Consider the following 20,463-nt stretch of genomic DNA (forward strand, 5'->3'; position numbering starts at 1 on the left):
TGGACCCGCCCCCGCTATCCTGCTTACCTGCTGCCTACCGTGACCGTATCCCGTGACGAGATCTTCACCGCGCTCGTCCCGCGCCTCGTGTCGGCCACGTACTTCGAGGAAGCGGCCACGGCGGTCCTCCAGGCCATGTTCGCCTGCGTCGAGGAGGCGCTCGCCGACGGCCCGCTCGCCAGCCGCGCGCGGATCCTGCGCGGCGTCGTCCACCTCCGCCCCGAGGGCACCTACCAGCGCCTCTTCGGCATCGACCGCGCGAGCGGCGCGCGCATCGAGGGCACCGGCTATCTCACCTCCGGCAGCGTCTGGAGCTGGATCGAGCAGCACCGCTGTTCGGTCTCGATCGACGTCCAGCGCGCCTCGATCCGCTCCTGGATGCGCGACGGGGCGATCGAGCTCCGCGACCCGTCGGAGGCGGCCGGCGTGCCCGGCGACGCCACGCGCAAGCGCATGCTCGATCGCGACGCGACCCACGTGCACGTCGTCCCGCTGCGCGCGCCCGGCGGCAGCGTCGACGGCATGATCACCCTCGAGGCGAGCTGCAGGGGGACCGCCGGACGCGAGCTCCCCTGGGCGGAGTGCCACGAGGGGCTGGAGATCCTCGCCAGCATCGCCGGGGCGTTCATCGCCGCCCGCGCGCTGCCGCTCCGCTCGAACGAGCCGGCGAGCCCGGACGAGTTCCTGCCGGTCGTCGGTCAGAGCACCGCGCACCTCGTCGAGCTGCTCCGCGCCTTCGCCCCGCGGGACGACACCATCCTCATCACCGGCCCGACCGGCGCCGGCAAATCCAGGCTCGCGCGCTGGTGCCACGAGCACTCGCAGCGACGGGGCCAGCCCTTCGAATCGCTGGACCTCCTCGGCGTGCCCGAGGACCTGCAGATGGCCGAGCTGTTCGGCTGGAAGCGCGGCGCCTTCACCGGCGCGGTCAAGGACAACCCGGGCGCGGTCGCCCGCGCCGCGAAGGGCACGCTCTTCCTCGACGAGATCGACAAGCTCTCGCTCAAGGCCCAGGCGGGCCTCCTGCGCTTCATCGAGGAGCGCGCCTACCGGATGCTGGGCGACGACGGGGCAGGGGAGCGCCGCGCCGACGCGCGCCTCCTCGTCGGCACCAACGCCGATCTGCGCGCCGCCGTGCGCGCCGGCCGCTTCCGCGAGGACCTGTATTACCGCATCAACGTCCTGCCGGTGCGGCTGCTCCCGCTCGCCGAGCGGCTCGACGAGCTCCCGCGCTGGGCCGAGTACATGCTGAACCGGCGCCACCAGGAGGCCGACGGCAAGGGCGCGGCGCGCTTCGAGCCCGAGGCCATGAAGCTCCTCGTGTCCGCGCCGTGGCCGGGCAACCTGCGGCAGCTCGACAACATCGTCCGGCGCGCCTACGCGCTCCAGCTCGCGGGGCAGAGCGGCCTGGGGGGCGATCTCGTGATCCAGCGGCGCCACGTCGAGCGCGCGCTCACCTTCGACGGCGACGCCGAGCCGAGCGCGCTCGTCAAGCTGCTCTGGCGGGCGGCGCTCAGCTTCGTGAGCGAGGCCGAGCGGCGCCGCGGCGGCGGCGCCCCGCTCCCGCTCGAGCTGACCGACGCCTTCCGGGGCATGGTCCTGGGCGCGGCGGTGCAGCGGACGGGCAACCGCGACGACGCCTTCACGCTGCTCGGCCAGGAGCCGCTGCTCAAGAACCGCAACCACCACCGGGCGCTGCGCCGCGAGCTCTCGCGGGTGCGCGAGGTCCTGGACCTGCTCGGGGGCGAGGTCGATCCGGATCTCCTGGCGGTGCTCGACGCCGACAAGGAGCCCTGACGGAGAGGTGCCGGCGCGCTCCGCGCGCCTCCGGCGACGAAGAGCTCGAGCATGCAGCGCTACGTTGCAAACGATGCAGCACTCGCACCAGGCGCCACGTTCGCGGGGCGCTACGAGGTCCTGACCAAGCTCGGCGAAGGCGGCTTCGGCGTGGTGCACAAGGCCCGCCAGCTCACCACCGGGCAGCCGATCGCCTTGAAGATCCTGCGCCTCGCCGAGCAGGGCGGCGCCGCGCAGGCCGACAGGCGGGCCGCGCGCTTCCTGCGCGAGACGCGGCTCTGCGCCCAGCTTCACCACCCCAACATCGTCCAGCTCGTCGACGCGGGGCAGATCGAGGACGGGACCCTCTACACCGCGTTCGCCTTCGCGCCCGGCGACGACCTCGCCGCGCTGCTCGAGCGCGAGGGCGCGCTCGCGCCGTCCGAGGCGCGGCACCTGATGCTCCAGGTGCTCGACGCCCTCGCCTGCGCCCACGCGGCGGGCGTGGTCCACCGCGACCTCAAGCCCAGCAACATCATGGTGATCCCCACGGGCGCCCGCCGCAACGCGCTGGTGCTCGACTTCGGGATCGGCGCCGCGCTCGACGACGGACGATCCATGCGCCTGACCGGCAGCCACGACGCGCTGGGCACGCCGGGCTACGGGGCGCCGGAGCAGTGGCGCGGCGCCGAGCCTTCGCCGCGCGCGGATCTGTTCTCGTGGGGCCTCGTGTTCCTCGAGTGCCTGACGGGCGCGCGGGTCTACGGCGGCACGGAGGCCGAGATCTTCTATCGGCTGCTCGGCCCCGAGCCCGTCCCGCTCCCCGCCGCGCTCGAGCGCCACCCGCTCGGCGACCTGCTCGCCCGCGCGCTCCGCAAGGACGAAGGCGCGCGCGACGTCACCGCCCGCGGGCTCTTCGAGGCGCTCGAGGCTTGCAGCCTGCGCGGCCTGTCGCGCGAGGCGATGCTCGGCGGCGCCGGCGACCCCTCGACCGGCGCGGACACGCGGTCGGTCGCCTCGGCCGCGACGGTCGCCGCGCCACTCGACCGACGGAGGGCGCCCGCGGTCGACGGCGAGCGCCGGCAGCTGACGGCGCTCTGCTGTCACCTGAGGGCCCGCGCGGCCGCCGGGCAGGCCGCCGACGCCGAGGCGCTGGACGATCCGCTGCGCGCGGCGCTCACCCTCTGCGCGGACATCGGGCGCCGGCACGGCGGGTACGTGGCCGCGGCGTTCGGCGACGATCTGCTCGTCTACTTCGGCTACCCCAGCGCGGCCGAGGACGACGCCAAGCGCGCTGCCCGCGCGGCGCTGGCGATGGCCAGCGCCGTGCCTACCGAGCAGACCGAGGACCCGACGAGCGCCGCGCGGGGCGTCCGGATCGCGGCGAGCGTCGGCCTCCACACCGGCCTGGTCGTCGACGGGAACCTGGGGGATCTCGACGGCGCGTGCCTCGTCACCGGCGCCACCCCGCGGCTCGCCGCGCGGCTCGCCGCGCTGGCGCCGCCGGGCGCCGTGACGGTCAGCGCCGCGTCGCAAGCGCTGCTGCGCGCCTCCTTCGACCTCGAGAGCGAGGGGATCCGCTCCATGGAGGGGATCGCGGCGCCGGTGGAGACCTTCCGCCTCCGGCAGGAGCACGGCGACGCGGCGAGGTGGCCGACCCCCGACGGCTCGAGCGCGCCGATCTGCGGCCGAGATCAGGAGCTCGGACTCCTCCTGGAGCGGTGGCGCCGCGCGTGCGAGGGGGCGGGCCAGGCGAGCCTCATCACCGGCGAGGCCGGCATCGGCAAGAGCTGCCTTTCGCGCGCGCTGCGCCACCGGATCGCGCGCGACGACCACACCTTCCTTGAGGCGCGGTGCTCGCCCGACACGCAGAACAGCCCCCTCCGCCCGGTGATCGAGCTCCTCGAACGCGCGCTCGGGCTCGACCAGGAGCCCGACGCGGGCAGCAAGATCGCGCGGCTCGAGGGGGAGCTCACCGGCCACGGCCTCGCGCTCGCCGAGGCCATGCCGCTCTTCGTGCCGCTCTTCTCGCTGCCCCTCGGCGCGCCGTACGCACCGCTCGACGTCTCGGCGCAGCGGCAGAAGGCGCTGACGCTCAAGGCGGTCGCGTCGCTGCTCCTCGCGATGGCCGACGAGCGGCCCGTCCTCCTGTTGGCCGAAGACTTGCACTGGGCCGATCCCACCACGATGGAGTTTCTCGCGCAGCTCGTTCGCGAGGCGCCGGCGGTCCCGCTGTGCGCCGTCATGACGGCGCGCCCCGAGTTCTCGCCGTCGTTCTCGACGGCCGACGTGCTGCTGCTCCCGCTGAGCCGCCTGGAGCGCCCGCAGATGGAGGAGATGCTCGCCGGGCTGGTGGGCGACAAGGCGCTGCCTCCCGCGGTGATCGAGCAGGTGACGGACCGCGCGGACGGGGTGCCGCTCTTCGCGGAGGAGCTGCTCCGGATGATGCTCGACGCGCTGCTCCTGGTGGAGCGGGACGATCGCTACGAGCTCACCCGGCCGCTCTCGGGCGCGGCGATCCCGGGGACGCTGCGGGCGCTGCTCACGGCGCGCCTGGATCGGCTCGCGCGCGCCAAGCAGACGGCCCAGCTCGCGGCGGCGCTGGGCCGGGAGTTCAGCCTCAAGGTGCTCTCGGCCGCGAGCCCGCTCGGCCCGGAGGCGGTGGCGGAGGATCTGGAGCGCCTGACGAGCGCGGGGCTCGCGCTGCGCAGGCGGCGGGGCAAGGAGGCGGTGGGGATGTTCAAGCACGCGCTCATGCGGGACGCGGCGTACGAGTCGCTGTCGACCGGCGCGCGGCAGCGGATCCACGCGCGCATCGCTCAGACGCTGGAGGAGGGGTTTCCGGAGGTGGTCCGGACGCGGCCGGATCTGCTCGCGCACCATCACGCGGCGGCGGAGCAGAAGCGGGAGGCCATCGGGTACGCCCAGCAGGCAGCCGAGCAGGCGCTCGAGCGCTCGGCCTACGCCGAGGCCAGCGCGCACGCCTCCAACGTCGTCGAGTGGATCGAGGCGCTGCCGGCCGCCGAGCGGGTGGAAGCCGAGCTCGGCGCCAACAGCGTCCGCCTGCAGGCCTTGATGTCGACGCAGGGCTGGGCCTCCCCCGACGTGCGCGCGCTGGCCGAGAAGTCCCGGGCGCTGCTCCCCGGGAGCAAGGCGACCGAGCACACCGTCTCCACCCTCTTCGGTCTGTACATGCACTACCACGTGGCGAGCGAGCGCGCGGCGTGCCGGCAAGTGGCCGACGAGCTCGTGGCGTTCGCCGACCGGATCGAGGACCCGTCCCTCCAGTGCGTGGCCGCGACGGCCAAAGGCGTGGGCTTCCATGCGGAGGGGCGGTTTCTGGACGCCGAGACATGGTTCGACAGGGCGCTCCACCTGTATGACCCGGCGCGCGACGCGAAGCAGGGCTCGGCTTTCGGCATGGACTGCCGCGTCTGGGCCTCGGGTCAGCTCGCATGGGTGCAGTGGGGTATGGGGCGGACGACGCGGGCGTTTCAGCTCGCGAACGAGGCGATCGCCTGGGCGCGGGAGATCAACCACGTCCCGTCCCTCGGGATCGCGTTGCTCTATCTCAGCCAGATTCAGCACATGAGCGGCGACAAGCCCGCGGTGCGCAAGACGACGGGCGAGCTGCTCGAGGCTTCCAAGGCATACGGGCTGCCTGCCTTCGAGGGCTACGGCGCGGCCCTCGCGTCGTGGGCCGCGGGGGACCTGCAGGGTGTCGAGGCGATCATCGGGATCCTCAAGTCTCTCCACTGCAACCTGGCGCTCACCTATTACGGGTCTTTTCTGGCGGACATCGAAGCAGACGCCGGCCATCTGCACCAGGCGATCGCCCACGTGGAGACCTGCCTTTCGATGTGCGCCGAGCTCAGCGAGCACTTTTTCGAGGTGGAGCTCATACGGCGCCGCGCGCGCTATGAGACGCGCCTCTCGAAGCCCGATCGGGACTTCGTCCGAGCGCTGCTCGCCCGGGCTCGCCTGCTGGCCGGCGAGCGAGGCATGTACCGCTTCGAGGCGGCGGCGATCCAGGAGCACCGGCGTATTTTCGGGGACGACGCCGCGCTCGTGCGCCGATTGACGCAGCTCCACGGCTTGTTTCCTGATCTGAATGCATCTCTCATCGAGGAGTGATCCATGAGCACGACGCACGAGCACAGAGACTATGAGACCATGAGCGGCGACTCCGCCCCGTTTCCCCGTTTACGCGCCGCCTACCTGCGAGCCATAGCGCGCGCCTGGCGCGACGAGGCGTTTCTGAACGAGCTGGTCGCGTGCTCCGCGGGGCACGAGCACAGCAGGGGCGCGCTCCCCCTCCTCGAGAAGAACTACAATTTCAAGTTTCCTTACAAAGTGAAGTTCACGATCGCCACGACGCCCAGGCCCCAGTGGCGGCCGAACGAGGTGCTGGGCTGGTTCGGCGTCGGCGACGAGTTCCACATCTACTTGCCGGAGCGGCCGGAGCAGCCGCACGAGTCGATTCCAGGCCTCGCGGACGCCCTCGGCGTTTACTGCGAGAGGTTCCCGTCCCTGCTCGGCGCGGCGACGGACGGGAAGAGCCAGGCGCCCGATGACTTCGCCAATTTCGGGGTGATCACCTCCCGCATCCTCGCGATGACATGGGCCCATCAGGAGTTCGCGAAGGAGCTCTTCGCCTCGAATGACGCTCGGGATCTCGTACAGAAATCGCTGAGCATCATCGTTCCATGGAACTTCAGGCTGAGGTTCTCCCCGAAGACGTGGAGCGAGTTCGAATCCGGGCGGCCCCCCTACAACGAGATCACCGTATATATCCCGGCGCCGCCCAAGGAGCAGCACGACTGGCCGATCGCCCTCGCCGCGTACAACGACACGGGTCCCCAGTACCCGTTCACCTGCGCTTGATCCCGCGATCGCCGTCAAGATCGGGCGCGAAGGACAGGCTCGAGCCATCCGATGCCGCAGGACGGCCTGCGGCGCGTCCTCTCCACCGCATGGAGCTCCGGACAAGTTACTCGTAGGAAGAGGGTTGTGTGCGCAACGGGATTGCGATCATCGACATCGACCGCCACGTCATGGAGCCCATGGGGCTCTGGCCGGAGTACCTGCCGGCGAAGCACCGCGACGCCGCGCCGGACGTCCGCCCCCTCTCGCCGCCGGACGAGCCCCTCCGGGCTCGCCTGGACCGGCTGGGAGACCACGCCCTCTTGCCGACCCCGCCGGTGGTCACGGTCGGTGGAAAGCCCATCTGTCGGGGGATGACCGAGGTGGGCTACATCGAGGTCGGGCTCCATGCGGAGGAGCACCGCCGAGAGCTGATCGCCGCGGAGACGGCGGCCGGCCAGCTCGCGGCGATGGACGAGGCAGGGGTCGACGTCGCCGTGCTGCACCCGACCTACACGGGCTTTTTGGTGTATGATGAGGAGATCGACGCGGACCGCTCCCGCGCCTACGCGAGCGCCTACAACCGCTGGCTCGCGGACCAGTGCCGGCGAGCCCCGACCCGGCTGAAGGGGGCCGCGTTCCTCTCGCGCCACGATCCCGCGCACATGGTCGCGGACCTCGAGGCCGGCCTCGCGGACGGCCTCAGCGCCGCGGTGATCCGGCCGAACCCGGTCCGCGGGAAGACCCTCGGCGCGCCGGAGCTGGAGCCCTTCTTCGCGGCCTGCGAGGCGAACGACGTCCCGCTGCTGCTGCACGAGGGGACGCACACGCGCGTGCAGACGGCCGGCGCCTCGCGCTTCCAGACGCACTTCGCCCAGCATGCCTGCTCTCATCCGATGGAGGCGATGATGGCGTTCCTCGCCCTGCTCGAAGGAGGCGTCCTCGAGCGCCATCCGGGCCTCCGCGTCGGCTTCCTCGAGTCGGGCTGCGGGTGGCTGCCCTACTGGCTCTGGCGCCTCGACGAGATCGAGTATGCGCAGCTCAGCAACGAGGTCAGCGGTCGCGTGAACCGGCGCCCCTCGAGCTACTTCCGCCGCCAGTGCTGGATCGCCTTCGAGCCGGGCGAGGCGATGCTCGCGCACTGCGTCGAGGCCATCGGCAAGGATCGCGTCGTCTTCGGCACGGACTTCCCCCACGTCGACCACGATCCCGCGATCGTCGCCAGGTTGTTCGACGGCGGCGCGCCGCTTGCCGACGACGTGCTCCGGGCAGCCTTGTGGGACAACCCTGCGCGGCTCATGGGGCTATCGGAAGCCGCGCGCCCGCGCGGCGCGTGAACGAGCGCTTCCCCGTCGCCTGTAAGAGATTGCGATAGACGGTCACGAAGGAGAGGATCATGAGCATGAACAAATTAATGGAGTTTCGCACGACGTACCTGCGCGCGATCGCAGAAGCGTGGGCCGATCCGAGCGGTTTTGGTAAGGAGTTGACCGGGGACAATCCCACTTCCGCGCTCAAGGATCGCTTTGGCTATATCTGGCCGTGGCCAAGGACGTGCGAGCTCCAGATCGCACGAGCGGGCGAGGAGTTCAGGTGGATTCGCGACGAGTGGGTCTGGCCCAGGGACCTGCTCGACTGCCTGACGCTGCGCCTGCCGCTCGCGCCCAAGGGCTCCGCAGCTCGTCCAGGAAACGGTGGTCTGCGGGAAGATGTACATCCGGAGGAGTACTCGAGGGCGCTCTCGGATTATTACAAGCAGCGCCCGTCGCTGTTCAGCGATCACTGGAGCCAGGAGTACGACCAGCACGGGGTTCATGTACGCTCTCAGGCGAAAGAGGGTGTGTTCGACCGCCGGGCGCTCCGGGCGGACCACGGGGAGCTGCAGCACCCCGGTCGCCGCGAACGAGGGCGAGAGCCCGAGGCGCGCCATCATGAGGGCGAACAGGCGGGTCAAGAGCGCGTCGGCCTCCACAGCGGCCCTCCTGCAGGAGGCTTCGTTCCCGACGACACCTCGTTCGCCGAGCTCAACGTCGTGCTTCTTGCGGCGATGGCCAAAGCCTGGAGCGACGAGGAGTTTAGACGGGCGCTCGAGATCGACCCTGCATCAGCGCTGCAAACCATCCGAGGTTACAGTCTACCTTGGAAGATGAGCCTGCGCGTCGAGGACGATGGCGCAGCCCGGTGGCGTCGGCCGGGATCTCCGCTCGACAAGGACCATCAGTCTTACTGGGATTCGCTCCAGCCTCACACGCTCACGCTCTATCTGCCCCCGAAGCCGAGCGACGTGGGCTCCGAGGCCATCGCCCTCGCCGTCTACAACGCCACGGGAGCAGAGTACCCTTTCACGTGCTGCTGCTGATGGAGGCGACGATGGCGGCGGAGGAACGATGGGGGGAGCTCTGGCCGGGGCGCAGCGCCGCGGTCGCGGCGACCCCGTTCACCTGCGTTCGTTGACGGCTGAGACAAGGACCGACGATGGACCCTCTGGAGCTGAGCCAGGTGCTGGCGTTCAAGCCCACCCTGCGCGTCGAGCGCATGGAGACCGGGGCGATATTCCTGATCGGCGAGCGCGAGCGCTTCGTCCTCTCCGGCGCCTGCACCGCCGAGGTGGCGGCGCTCGTCGACGGCCGCCGCACCGTGGACGAGATCCTGCGCGCCGCGGCCGGCCGGATCTCCGAGCCCGAGGCCCTGTACACCCTGAGCCGGCTCGCGGAGCGCGGCTACCTGGTCCCCGCAACGCCGGAGCTCCCCTCCGAGCGCGCGGCGTTCTGGCACGGGGTGGGTCTCGACGGCAGGGCGGCCGCCGAGGCCCTGAGCCGCACTCCGGTATCGGTCCTGGCCCTCGGCGAAGCCGCTTTCGCCGGGTGGATGACCGAGGCGCTCGAACAGGCGGGCGCGCGGATCGACGGCGAGGCGGCCCTGACGGTGGTCGTGACCGACGACCCTCTGCGGCCCGAGCTCGCCTCGATCAACCGCCGCGCGCTGCGCGAGGGCGCGCGCTGGTTCCTGATCAAGCCTGCCGGCGTCCAGCCGCTCCTCGGGCCCGGCTTCGAGCCAGGCGCCGGCCCCTGCTGGGAGTGCCTCGCGTTCTGGATGCGCCAGAACCGCCCGGTCGAGGAGCTCGTTCGCCGGCGCCGGGGGCACGAGGGCCACATCGCTCTCCCCGGGGCGGCCACCGAGGCGAGCGTCCGGACCGCGTGCGGGCTCGGCGCCTCGGCCATCGCTCGCGCGCTCGCCCGGCAGGACACGAGCTCTCCCCACGCGCTCAGCGCCCGGGTGCTCGCCCTGGATCTGGTCACGTTCCAGCTCACCGCGCACGCGGTGGTCCGGAGGCCGCAATGCCCGGCGTGCGGAGATCCGGCGCGAATGGCGGCCGTCGGCGAGCGCCCGATCGAATTGCAGCCGGTCGAGAAGGCGCATTTCGAGGATGGCGGATATCGCCGGCAGAACCCGCGGCGCACCTACGAGCGCTATCAGCACCTCGTCAGCCCGATCACGGGCGCCGTGACGCACCTCGTCCCCATGCCGGGTCGGGACACCGAGCTCCGCGCCGTGTACGCGTCCGGTTACCTCGTCTGCCCTCGGGAGAGCGTTCCGAGCACCAACGTCTTCGACAAGGGCTGCGCTGGCAAGGGGCGCAGCGCGGACCAGGCCCGGGTGAGCGCGCTCTGCGAGGCCCTCGAGCGCTACAGCGGCGTGTACCAGGGGGACGAGGCGCGCGTGCGCGCCAGCAAGGACGAGCTCGGCGCGGCGGCGCTCGCGCTCGGCGACCTGCTGAACTTCAGCGAGGCCCAGTACCGCGAGCGCGCTCGCCTCAACGCGCGGGCCGCGGATCGCCGGCAGTGGGTGCCGGAGCCGCTCGATGCGAGCACCCGGATCGACTGGACCCCGGCGTGGTCGCTGAGCAAGCGCGAGCGGCGCTACGCCCCGCTGGCCTACTGCTACGCCGAGGCTCCGGCCGAGAGCGGCGCCGCGTTCTGCGGCCCCTGCAGCAACGGCGTGGCGGCCGGCACCTGCCTCGAAGAGGCCGTGCTGCAGGCCTTGCTCGAGCTCGTGGAGCGCGATGCCGCCGCGGTCTGGTGGTACAACCGGCTCGCGCGCCCGGCCATAGAGCTCGACAGCTTTGGGGATCCGTACTTCGAGGCCCTCCAGGCGGACTACGCCCGCCTCGGCTGGGCCGTCTGGGTGCTCGACCTGACGCACGACCTCGGTATTCCCACCTGCGTCGCGCTCGCCCACGAGGCCCGGGAGGATCGGTTCACCATCGGGTTCGGCTGCCACCTCGACCCGCGCCTCGCCGTGCAGCGATCGCTCACCGAGCTGAACCAGCTCTTCGATCCCGGGGGCGCGCGCCGGGCTCCGTGGGATCACGAGCGGCTGCAGGGCCGCGCGCATCTCTTCCCGAGCCCGGATCTCCCCCGGGTCGCGGCCGAGCGCCTGCCCCGGATCGGCGGCGCCGATCTGCGCGCCGACATCGAAGGGTGCCTGAGGCGTCTCGACGAGGCGGGCCTGGAGCTCGTCGCGGTGGACAAGACCCGCCCCGACATCGGCTTGCCCGTGGTCCAGGTGATCGTCCCGGGGCTGCGCCATTTCTGGCCCCGGTTCGGCCCGGGGAGGCTGTACCAGGTGCCGTGCGCGCTGGGGTGGCTCCCCCGCCCGCTCGAGGAGGGCGAGCTCAACCCGGTCCCTCTGTTCGTCTAGCCCCGATAGCCGCCGAGGAGCTGCGCATGCGAGATGGCTTCCGGATCCTCGATATCGACCGTCACGTCTCCGAGCCCGTGGCCCTATGGGCGGAGTACCTGCCATCAGCGATGCGGGCGTATGCGCCTCGGCTCGCGCCCTTCGGGCCGCCCGAGCCGCTGGCCGCGCGGATGCGCCGTCTGGGCGAGCACGCGCTCTTGCCCACGCCCCCCATCCTCTGCGTCGACGGCGCACCGATCCTGCGCGTCCCGGAGGCGGCCTACATCGAGCTGGGGCTCGCCGCCGAGCGCCGCCGCGAGCTCCTCGCCGCCTCGGAGAGGCCCGAGGGGCACCTCGCCGAGATGGACGCGACCGGCGTCGACGTCGCCGTCCTGCTCCCGACGTACGCGTCCTATCTCGTCCACGACGACGGCATCGGCGCCGAGCGCTCGCGCGCCTACGCCCGCGCCTACAACCGATGGCTGGGCGACTTCTGCGCGAGCGCGCCGGACAGGCTCCACGGCCCGGCGTTGCTCTCGCGCCACGATCCGGAGGCGATGGCGGGCGATCTGGAGCAGGCGGCGCGCGACGGCGCGCGCGCCGTGGTGCTCCGGCCCAACCCGGTGCAGGGCCGCACCCTGAGCGCGCCTGCCCACGCGCGGTTCTGGGCGGCGTGCGCGCACCACGGGATCGCCGTGCTCCTCCACGAGGGAACGCACGCGCGCGTCACCACGGCGGGGGCCGATCGCTTCGAGACGCGCTTCGGCCAGCACGCGTGCTCGCACCCGATGGAGGCGATGATGGCGCTGCTCTCGCTCGTCGAGGGCGGCGTGCTCGAGGCCCACCCGGCGCTGCGGGTGGGCCTGCTCGAGGCGGGGTGCGGCTTTCTGCCTTACTGGCTCTGGCGGCTCGATCACGTCGAATACGCGCAGATGCGCGGCGAGGTGCGCGGCCGGGTGCGCCGGCCGCCCTCGGAGTACTTCCAGCGGCAGTGCTGGATCGCGCTCGAGCCCGGCGAGGCGATGCTCGACCGGGTTGTGAGGGAGATCGGCGCGACGCGGATGGTGTTCGGGACCGATTTCCCGCACCTCGATCACGGGCCCGGGATGGTCGACGAGATGATGGCGCTGCGGGGCGCGCTCGGGGACGAGGCGCTGGGGGCGATCCTCTGGGACAGCCCGTGCGGCCTCTTGGGCATCGATCCCGGCGCGGGGCAGGGCACGTAAGGCGTCTTACGCTGGACGAGCCTTGCGTAGGCATTGTCCGGTGATCCCACGGCGGTACGGACACGGCCTGCGAGGCGCGCCTCCACGAAAACTCGCTTCTTGAAGAGACGCAGGGCGTCCGACGCTGGCGTCTCCTGGCGCCTGCGTCTTCGATAGACACGGCGCTTCTCGAAGAGACGCAGACCTCCAGTCGGTATCTCCTGCTTCCAACGGTGCGGGCGCTGGCCCGCGTCACCGCCTCGGCCTATGCCGCCCAGGCCTCCAAGCGGCACGAGCGTTGCAGTACGCAATACAGCGACGGTGAGGCGGCGTTGCATGGGGCTCGCCGCCGCACCACCGGGGGCGAGCTCCTCCGGACAGGCGTGGGACAGCAGCATTCGGGGCGCTCCCGCCGGGGCACGGAGCAGGTTTTGTTGGTTGTTCTCGATCCCTCGGCACACGGGGGCTGTTGAATATCAAATCAGAGGTGTCTCGCCATGACGAAACCCCAAGGCTCGCGGCACGACATTGATCCCAATCCTAGCTATTCGAATATTTATGTTGTGGACAATCAAGTGACGATACAAATGTTGCTTCCTAAGTGGGTATCTCTCCAATGCGCGCATTACGAGGATCAGAGTTTGGGAATCCAGGTGCAAAACACGAGCACGACGTGCACTATTCGATATGGATCGAGCTTCACGGTCACGCTTGGCAAGGTTCCAAGCCCCAACCCTTTCGATGATGCGGCTGTGGGCTACTGGCTCGACAACGGTCCGCCCGACCCCTCCAAGGCCAGTTGTAAGTTTACAATAACGGATGACCTTTACCAGGGTGAGATTGCGAGCCTGTCGAATTCAAAGCTGGTCGCCGCCGGAGGAATCAACGGATTTCGCTTCTCCGCGCTGGATACGCCAACGCCTTACCCGCCGCCGGTTTTGCCGATCTGCATGTCCGAAGTTCTGATAACCTACAGCTACAGCGCCTCTTCAAACACGGTTCCCACGATTACGGTGAACCAAGATTGACCCCGGGTAGCGGCGGTTGACGATCGACCCATCGGCCAGGAGCCCGTCGACGCCCCGCCCGGGTCTCCTCGAGCCCCCGGAGAGGGTGTTCGCCGCGCGGGGGTGGGGGATGGGCCGAGGTCTGAGGCGGGGCCTCCGCCCCGCGCGCACCCCGCGCGGCGATCCCCTCTCCGGGGGCCCGGGCGGCTCGTCGAGGCCTCTCGCACCCTGCTGCTCGGCATCGTCAACAGGATCGACGCGCGGAACCTCGCCGAGGTCACGCTGGCGAAGGGAGCTTCGTGTCCGGCGTCGTCAGTCAGGGCTTCCCGCAGCAGTTCGCCATCATCGTGGAGTACAAGCTCCCGGCCTCAGTTCTTCATCGAGCCACCGCGACCGGGCCTGGCGGGCCGCGCGCCGTGTTCAGCATCTGCCTGGAGGAGGCGATGGCGAGGCCCGCCAATCGCCCTTCACGGCCCGCCGAGGCGACGGCAGCCTCTCGTTTTACGAGAGGGAGCCTCACGAACTGATCCACTGCAGCGCCGCCGGCGCGACGGCTAAATCTCCGCAAGGACGAATTGCCGTCGATGCACAGGAGGCACGAGATGATCAGTTCAGGTCTCACGACACCGAAGTCCACCCACGCCGGACAAGCGCCGCAGAAGCCGCGCATGCGGCGCTGGGAGCTCGATGCCCCAGGCGTCCGGAGCCTGACGCTCCGCGATGCTCGGAGGCCCGAGCCTGGGCCTCGTGAGGTCCTGGTGAGGATCCAGGCGGTCTCGCTGAACTACCGCGATCTTCTGATGTGGGAAGGCCGCATAGGCGAGCTGGCGCACCCCCATGTGCCAGGAAGCGACTTCGCCGGGCAGGTCGTGGAGCTCGGACCGCTCGCGATGCGGTTTTCCATAGGCGCTCGGGTGGTCGGCGTCGACATCGCGGACTGGATCGACGGGGCGGCCCCGGGCCGTCACACGAATACCATCGCGGTCTCGGGCCGCCTGGCCGAGTTCGCGGTGGTCAGCGAAGACATGCTTGTCGCAGCGCCCCAGACCCTCGGCCCCGAGGAGGCGAGCACGCTTTCGACGGCAGGTCTGACCGCCTGGATGGCTGTCGTGGAGACCGGGCGGGTGAGGGCGGGGCAGACCTGGGTCGTGCAGGGTACGGGCGGCGTTTCGCTCTTCGCGCTGCAGTTCGCAGCAGCGCACGGGGCGAACGTGATCTTGACGTCCAGCAGCGATGAGAAGCTGGCGTTCGGCCTGAGCCTGGGCGCGCGCGCGGGCATCAACTATCGCGCCCGTCCCCGCTGGGATCGCGAGGTCATGGCGTTCACGAGCGGCCGCGGCGCGGACGCTGTGATCGAGATGGCCGCGGGCGAGAACCTCGCTACGTCCGTCGAAGCCCTGGCCTACGGCGGAAGGATCCTGCTCGTCGGCCTTCTGGACAGCGACCGCATCTCGACCCCGGTTGGCCCCCTGCTCCTGCGCCGCGCGACGATCAACGCGATCGGCGTAGGACCCCGGCGAGCGCTGGAGGACATGATAAGGGCCATCGATAGCCTCGGGATCCGACCCGTCGTGGCCGCGACCTATGACTTGGGCGATCTCCCGGCGGCCGTCGCCCATCTCAAGGGGGGCGCCGTCGGCAAGGTCGTCGTGCGCGTCCAAGCCTAGGCGAACGATCGATCACGGGACGACCGCGGCGCAGGCTCGCGCGCCTGGCCGCGGAGGAATAGCGCTCTAATCGTGAGCGCGCCAGCGACGTAGCGCTTCTGGTTGTTGCCGGGCGTGAGCACACGCTTCTGTCGACCGCGCCGCATCCAGTCGAGCCCGAGCCGCGGGTTGAGGTCGACATCCATCTCGTCGGCGCAGAACGCGATCTCGTCGCGGGACAGGCTACGGATCGGCTTGCGGATCGCTCCGATCCTGCGGCGCGCGCGCGGCTTCGGCCACGGGCAGCGGACGATGGGACGGGGGCGCTCGCGGCGCGCTCCCATCGCTCGTAACAGCCGACCGATGTGGCCGACGCTCAGGCGCAGCCCGGCGTCGCGTTCGAGCTGGAGCGCCAGCAGTTCGCGCGTCCACGTCGGCCGTGCCCAGCCGAAGTCCTGCGGGCTCGCGTCGAGCAATTGCTCAAGTCGCCGCCGGTGCGCTGCAGAAACCTTGCGCTGACCGTTGTGCGCGCGATGGTCGCGTAGGCCCGCAAGCCCTTCGGCGAGGGAGCGCGAGCGGATCCGGCTGAGCATCGAGCGAGCGACCTCGAGCTCTTCTGCGATACGTGCCGGCGTCGCTCCGGCGCCCAACCTCAGCAGAATCAGGCAGCGAATTCGGTAGGCCCCGTCCCGCGCTTTTCGGGCTCGCTCGTGCGTCGCGAGAAGACGCGCTGCGTCTCCAGGTGACGCACGCAGCCCCGGTCGCTGCCGGCTGCCGGAAGGCCCCTGCCCGCCCACGCACGCCGCCGCGCAGATCGCCACGCCGGCGGCTCGTGGGAGAGATGATTCGAGCGCCTGGTATGCGTGGTGCAAGCGGCAGGGGCAGGGGGCCGAGATGACCACCGGCGTGGGGCAGTGATGGGTCGGGCTCGATGCCCCCCTGCGCGCGTCGCTGCGCTCCGCGTTACCCCAGGTCTCGTCTGCAGTCTCCGGGAGGGCATGCGCGGCGTTGTATGAAAAAACGAACACGAACGAGGTGAATTCGTGAGCAAAGACGATCTGGTTCAGCTTGAAGGCAAGGTGGTCAGCGTCGGCAAGGGCGGTACCTTCTCCGTCGAGGTCCAAGGCGGCCACCAAGTTCTCGCCAAGCTGGCTGGCAAGATGCGACGCGCGCACATTCGCGTGGAGCAGGGCGACGAGGTCCGCGTGGCCATCTCGCCGTTGGATCCCAAACACGGGTTCATCGTTTATCGCGCGCGGTGAGCGTTGCCAGTCTCGCCAGGGGCTGCGCGCGAATCGGGGGGCGGCACGGGGCGGCGTGGGAGCAGCGCCTGAGCCGGACCGTTGCGCTCGCATCGCGCAACGGGGTCTTGACAGCACCCGATCCGGCTCGGCAGCACGCAAAGAACGCCGGGGTGCTCGGCGCATCAGCGCCATGGAGCTCATGATCATTTCTGCGGAGGAAGCAAGTTCACGACGCCCCACATGAAGCTGAACGTCTTCGACCCTTCGAGCACGGCTGGGATCGGAGGGCCCATCGGGTTGTACGGGAGCATCGCCAGCGCCGTAGCCGAAGGCAGTCCGGTCGCGTCGAACGAGGCGTAGGCGTGGCAGCCCATGCAGGACGAGGCGGCCACGGTGCCGTTGCCGACGATGCGCTCGATGACAGAGTTGCCCAGCGCATACGGCGTGCCGTCCGGGGCGAGGTAGTCGACCATCGTGGCCTTCAAGCAGAAGTTCTGCCAGACGGGAGACAGGTTTTTCTGCTCCATGACGTCCTTCAGCGCCGGGGTCTTCTCGCAGAGCCCGTAATCGGTGTTGACCGCGTTGCGGGCCGGTGGCACGGCCGGAGCCCTGGCGCCGAAGGTATCGAAGCAGCCGAGATCGTCGCAGCGTCCAGGGGCATCGCGTGCTCGAAGGTGCCCCACACCCAGTTCTTGTTCTGTCGGCTGGCCACGTGCAGCGAGACGAGCGCGTACTCGGTCGAGTCGACCGTGTTGGTGTAATATAGCTGCCGGACGCGCTCCACGGTGCCGAGCCTGGGGATCCACTGAAGCATGGCCGAGACCGGGACCCAGTCGCCCTTCACCGAGACCGACGGCGTCGGCATGTCGACGGTGCGGGGGCTCTTGAACGCCGCCTGCAGTCCCTCCTGGGTGTTCAAGGAGTGGCGGACGATGTAGTCGAACATCGTGCGGTTTCGCTTGACCTCCTCGGCGATGCACGGCGATGGCGTACCGGTGGTAGGAAAGCCGCCCACCGCGGCGTTGCCGGGCGGAGCGCACTTTACGTCGATGGTGCTCTGCGAATGAGCGCGCGTCGCCAGGAGGAGACGGCTGGTCTGGAACTTCTTCGGCGCCGCAGGATCGGGCCAGGCGGGCGTCTTCGTGAAGGTGTCCGCGTCCGAGGCCCAGGTCTCGAAGACCACCGGCGACGGGCTCGTCGCAGACGCCGGTGCTGCGAACTCGGCGAACAGACGCCAGATGAACTCGTCGGAGTTCTGGGTCGTTCCCTCCACGGCACCCGCGCGCGCTGGCACCGCCACCACGCCGCCGCTGCGGTGGATGGGAGGGGGGGCGGAGCTGTCGGTAGGGGGCGATTTTGCGTATTCCGGGCCGACGTGACGGCCGATTCCGAGCGCACGTGACGGCTCGTTCCGACGGGACGTGACCGGGCGTTCCGGGCCACCCGACGGGGTGTTCCGACACACCTGACGGCTCGTTCCGACGCACGTGACGGGCCGTTCCGAGGGACGTGACGGACCGTTCCGACGGGGGTGACGGCCCACAGGCGGCGCTCGCGGTCGCAGCCTCATCGCGTACATGGGCGCGATGTCGGAGCGGCTATCGATGCGGAAGGTTCGAGAGATTCTGAGGCTCAAGTTCGAGTGCAAGCGCAGCCGAGCGGAGATCGCTGCAGCGGCCTGCGTCGGCGAGAGCACGGTCAGCGGCTACCTGGCGCGTGCGGAGAGGGCGGGGCTGACGTGGGAGGTCGCCCGAGAGATGACCGAGGCCGAGATCGAGTCGCGGCTGTTCCGCGACGTCGGCCGCAACGAGCCGCCCGCGCGCGTGCCGATCGACTTCTCCTGGGTGCACCGCGAGCTGTCGAAGCCGTGCGTGACGCTGCAGACGCTCTGGCTCGAGTACCGCGAAGCGAGCGCGGCACAGGCTCCGCTGAAGCCCTACGAGTACAGCCGGTTCTGCGACCTGTACGCAGGCTGGAAGAAGAAGCTCGGCGTCGTGATGCGTCAGGTTCACCGCGCCGGCGAGAAGGTCTTCATCGACTACTCGGGAAGGAAGCCGCACATCGTCGACCCGACGACCGGCGAGGTGACCGAGGTCGAGCTGTTCGTCGCGGTGCTCGGCGCCAGCAACTACACGTACGCCGAGGCGACGCGCTCGCAGAAGCTCGCCGACTTCGTCGGCTCGACGGTTCGGATGCTCGAGTACTTCGGCGGCGTGCCCGAGGTCGTCGTCCCCGACCAGCTCCGCAGCGCGGTCTCCGGGCCAGACCGGTACGAGCCGGACATCAACCCGACCTACCTCGAGATGGCGCGCCACTACGGCGTGACGGTGATTCCGGCTCGGCCCCGAAAGCCGCGCGACAAGGCGAAGGTCGAGGGCGGCGTGCTCATCGCGCAGCGCTGGATCCTCGCGTCGCTGCGACACCGGACCTTCTTCAGCCTTGCCGAGCTCAACGACGCGATCGCGTCGCTGCTCGAGCGGCTGAACGCGCGGCCGTTCCAGCGGCTCGACGGCTGCCGGCGGACGGCGTTCGAGACCATCGACAAGCCCGTGATGCGGCCGCTGCCGGCGCGGCGGTACGAGCTCGCCGACTGGAAGCACGCCAAGGTCAACATCGACTACTGCGTCTGCTACGACGACCGGCTCTACAGCGCGCCGTACACGCTGGTCGGTGCGCGCGTCGAGATCCGAGCGACGGCGGCCGTCGTGGAGCTGTTCCACGACGGCGTGCGCGTCGCATCGCACGCGCGCAGCTACGGGCGGAAGGGCACGGCGGTGATCGTGGACGAGCATCGCCCCAGGGCCCATCGCGACTACGGCAAGTGGCCGCCGGAGCGCGTGGTGGCGTGGGCCGAGACGATCGGTCCGAACGTCGGCGAGCTCGCGCGCGCGGTCATGCGCCACCGCACCCACCCGGAGACGGGCTACCGGACGTGCCTGGGCGTGATCCGGCTCGCGGACAAGTACGGTCGCGAGCGCGTCGACGCTGCGTGCGCGCGTGCGCTTCGCATCGGCAGCCCCACCGCGAAGAGCGTGACCGCGATCCTGAGGAATGGTCTCGACCGCGCGCCGCTGGTCGAGCCGCCGCCCCGGGGGGCCCTGGCGCACGAGAACATCCGCGGTGCTGAGTACTTCGACAAGGAGGAGAGGAGTGATCTTGGAAGAGACGATTCAGAAGCTGGTCGAGATGAAGCTGAACGCGATGGCGGCGATGCTGAGAGAGAGGGAGGCTGCGCCGTCGGCGGAGCCGCTCTCCACTGAGGAGATGATCGGGTTGCTCGTCGACCGCGAGTGGACAGCCCGTGAAAACAAGCGGCTCCATCGCCTGCTGAAGGATGCGCGGGTGCCGGGGGGCGCGTGCATGGAGGACTTCTCCTGCGAGGCAGGGCGCGGCGTAGACAGGTCCTTCGCTCGGTCGCTGGGCTCCTGCCAGTGGGTCCGAGCGAAGCAGAACGTGATCGTGCTGGGAGCGACCGGAGCCGGGAAGAGCTTTCTCGGCGGCGCGCTGGCGCAGGCAGCCTGCAGGCAGGGCTTCCGCGCCCTCGTCATCCGCACCCCGCGCCTGCTCCAGCAGCTCGCGGTCGCGCGTGCCGACGGGACCTACGCCAACGCCCTCGCGCGCATGGCCAAGGTCGCCGTGCTGGTCCTCGACGACTTCCTGCTCGCGCCCATGACCGATGTCGAGAGGCGCGATCTACTCGAGGTCCTCGAGGACAGATACGACACGTCGTCGACCGTGATCACCTCGCAGATCCCGGTGAAAAGTTGGCACCAAGCCATCGGAGAGGCGAGTATCGCCGACGCGATCTGCGACCGCGTTGTCCACAACGCGCACCTGGTGACGCTCCGCGGCGGGTCGATGCGGAAGAAGAAGGCGGTGGCTCCCGAGGTGACCGAGACGAAGACCTGACCGCGCTCGTCGCTACGCTCCGGTCCACGTCACGCCGGACTGGGCCGTCGCGTCGCCCCGGAACGAGCCGTCACGTCCGTCGGAATACGCAGGCGATTTGGTATGCAGGGGTTCGGAGGTCTGCCGGCAGGCC

Annotated in this window: 14 protein-coding genes and 2 pseudogenes; 12 read left to right on the forward strand and 4 right to left on the reverse strand. The window is 70.3% G+C overall.

All coding sequences use genetic code 11. From position 1 onward, the window contains the following. Window positions 1–39 precede the first annotated feature (39 nt). The 9 genes from WME98_RS25745 to WME98_RS25785 all read left to right on the forward strand — a co-directional run bounded on the left by WME98_RS25745 (window position 40) and on the right by WME98_RS25785 (window position 15,198). Window positions 40–1,797, forward strand: coding sequence for a sigma-54-dependent transcriptional regulator (locus WME98_RS25745; RefSeq protein WP_437953708.1), 1,758 nt, complete (start codon window positions 40–42; stop codon window positions 1,795–1,797). A gap of 51 nt (window positions 1,798–1,848) precedes the next feature. Beyond that, window positions 1,849–5,910 carry a TOMM system kinase/cyclase fusion protein gene (locus WME98_RS25750; protein ID WP_437953709.1) on the forward strand — a complete coding sequence of 1,354 codons (4,062 nt, stop codon included), beginning with the start codon at window positions 1,849–1,851 and terminating at the stop codon, window positions 5,908–5,910. Window positions 5,911–5,913: 3 nt separating this feature from the next. After that, window positions 5,914–6,660: a BMA_0021/BMA_0022 family TOMM bacteriocin gene (locus tag WME98_RS25755; RefSeq protein WP_437953710.1), complete on the forward strand. Its 747-nt coding sequence runs from the start codon at window positions 5,914–5,916 to the stop codon at window positions 6,658–6,660. A gap of 128 nt (window positions 6,661–6,788) precedes the next feature. Continuing rightward, window positions 6,789–7,976 carry an amidohydrolase family protein gene (locus WME98_RS25760; RefSeq protein WP_437953711.1) on the forward strand — a complete coding sequence of 396 codons (1,188 nt, stop codon included), beginning with the start codon at window positions 6,789–6,791 and terminating at the stop codon, window positions 7,974–7,976. A 59-nt stretch (window positions 7,977–8,035) separates the two neighbouring features. After that, window positions 8,036–8,998 carry a BMA_0021/BMA_0022 family TOMM bacteriocin gene (locus tag WME98_RS25765; protein ID WP_437953712.1) on the forward strand — a complete coding sequence of 321 codons (963 nt, stop codon included), beginning with the start codon at window positions 8,036–8,038 and terminating at the stop codon, window positions 8,996–8,998. Between the two features lie 116 nt (window positions 8,999–9,114). Then, window positions 9,115–11,340 (forward strand): TOMM precursor leader peptide-binding protein, encoded by a 2,226-nt coding sequence (locus tag WME98_RS25770; protein WP_437953713.1) that lies wholly within the window; start codon window positions 9,115–9,117, stop codon window positions 11,338–11,340. Between the two features lie 26 nt (window positions 11,341–11,366). Next, entirely contained in the window at window positions 11,367–12,545 is a 1,179-nt protein-coding gene (locus tag WME98_RS25775) for an amidohydrolase family protein (RefSeq protein ID WP_437953714.1), read from the forward strand. A 476-nt stretch (window positions 12,546–13,021) separates the two neighbouring features. Continuing rightward, window positions 13,022–13,552, forward strand: coding sequence for a hypothetical protein (locus WME98_RS25780; RefSeq protein WP_437953715.1), 531 nt, complete (start codon window positions 13,022–13,024; stop codon window positions 13,550–13,552). Between the two features lie 737 nt (window positions 13,553–14,289). Then, a complete protein-coding gene (locus WME98_RS25785; RefSeq protein WP_437953716.1) occupies window positions 14,290–15,198 on the forward strand; it encodes a zinc-dependent alcohol dehydrogenase family protein in 909 nt (302 codons plus the stop codon). On the opposite strand, the gene WME98_RS25790 is transcribed toward WME98_RS25785, so the two are convergent. Both WME98_RS25790 and WME98_RS25795 read right to left on the reverse strand, forming a co-directional pair. Continuing rightward, entirely contained in the window at window positions 15,195–15,770 is a 576-nt protein-coding gene (locus WME98_RS25790; RefSeq protein WP_437954024.1) for a helix-turn-helix domain-containing protein, read from the reverse strand. The genes WME98_RS25785 and WME98_RS25790 overlap by 4 nt on opposite strands. Before the next feature lie 6 nt (window positions 15,771–15,776). Further along, a pseudogene (locus WME98_RS25795) lies at window positions 15,777–16,310 on the reverse strand (hypothetical protein); the annotation flags it as partial. Here WME98_RS25795 and infA point away from each other — a divergent pair. Further along, window positions 16,221–16,439 carry a translation initiation factor IF-1 gene (infA, locus tag WME98_RS25800; protein ID WP_437953717.1) on the forward strand — a complete coding sequence of 73 codons (219 nt, stop codon included), beginning with the start codon at window positions 16,221–16,223 and terminating at the stop codon, window positions 16,437–16,439. The pseudogene WME98_RS25795 and the gene infA overlap by 90 nt on opposite strands. A 185-nt stretch (window positions 16,440–16,624) precedes the next feature. Here infA and WME98_RS25805 read toward each other — a convergent pair whose 3' ends face one another. Together WME98_RS25805 and WME98_RS25810 are read right to left on the reverse strand one after the other, a co-directional pair. Further along, window positions 16,625–17,020 carry a hypothetical protein gene (locus WME98_RS25805; RefSeq protein WP_437953718.1) on the reverse strand — a complete coding sequence of 132 codons (396 nt, stop codon included), beginning with the start codon at window positions 17,018–17,020 and terminating at the stop codon, window positions 16,625–16,627. Beyond that, window positions 16,957–17,694 carry a hypothetical protein gene (locus WME98_RS25810; protein ID WP_437953719.1) on the reverse strand — a complete coding sequence of 246 codons (738 nt, stop codon included), beginning with the start codon at window positions 17,692–17,694 and terminating at the stop codon, window positions 16,957–16,959. The genes WME98_RS25805 and WME98_RS25810 overlap by 64 nt, the downstream gene beginning before the upstream one ends. A 331-nt stretch (window positions 17,695–18,025) precedes the next feature. Between WME98_RS25810 and istA the strand changes: the two are divergent. After that, window positions 18,026–19,558, forward strand: a pseudogene (gene istA, locus WME98_RS25815) (IS21 family transposase); the annotation flags it as partial. Window positions 19,559–19,577: 19 nt separating this feature from the next. Continuing rightward, a complete protein-coding gene (gene istB / locus WME98_RS25820; RefSeq protein WP_437945317.1) occupies window positions 19,578–20,330 on the forward strand; it encodes an IS21-like element helper ATPase IstB in 753 nt (250 codons plus the stop codon). Window positions 20,331–20,463 lie beyond the last annotated feature (133 nt).

Source organism: Sorangium sp. So ce296, from assembly GCF_051529605.1.
Taxonomy (GTDB): Bacteria; Myxococcota_A; Polyangia; order Polyangiales; family Polyangiaceae; genus Sorangium; species Sorangium cellulosum_D.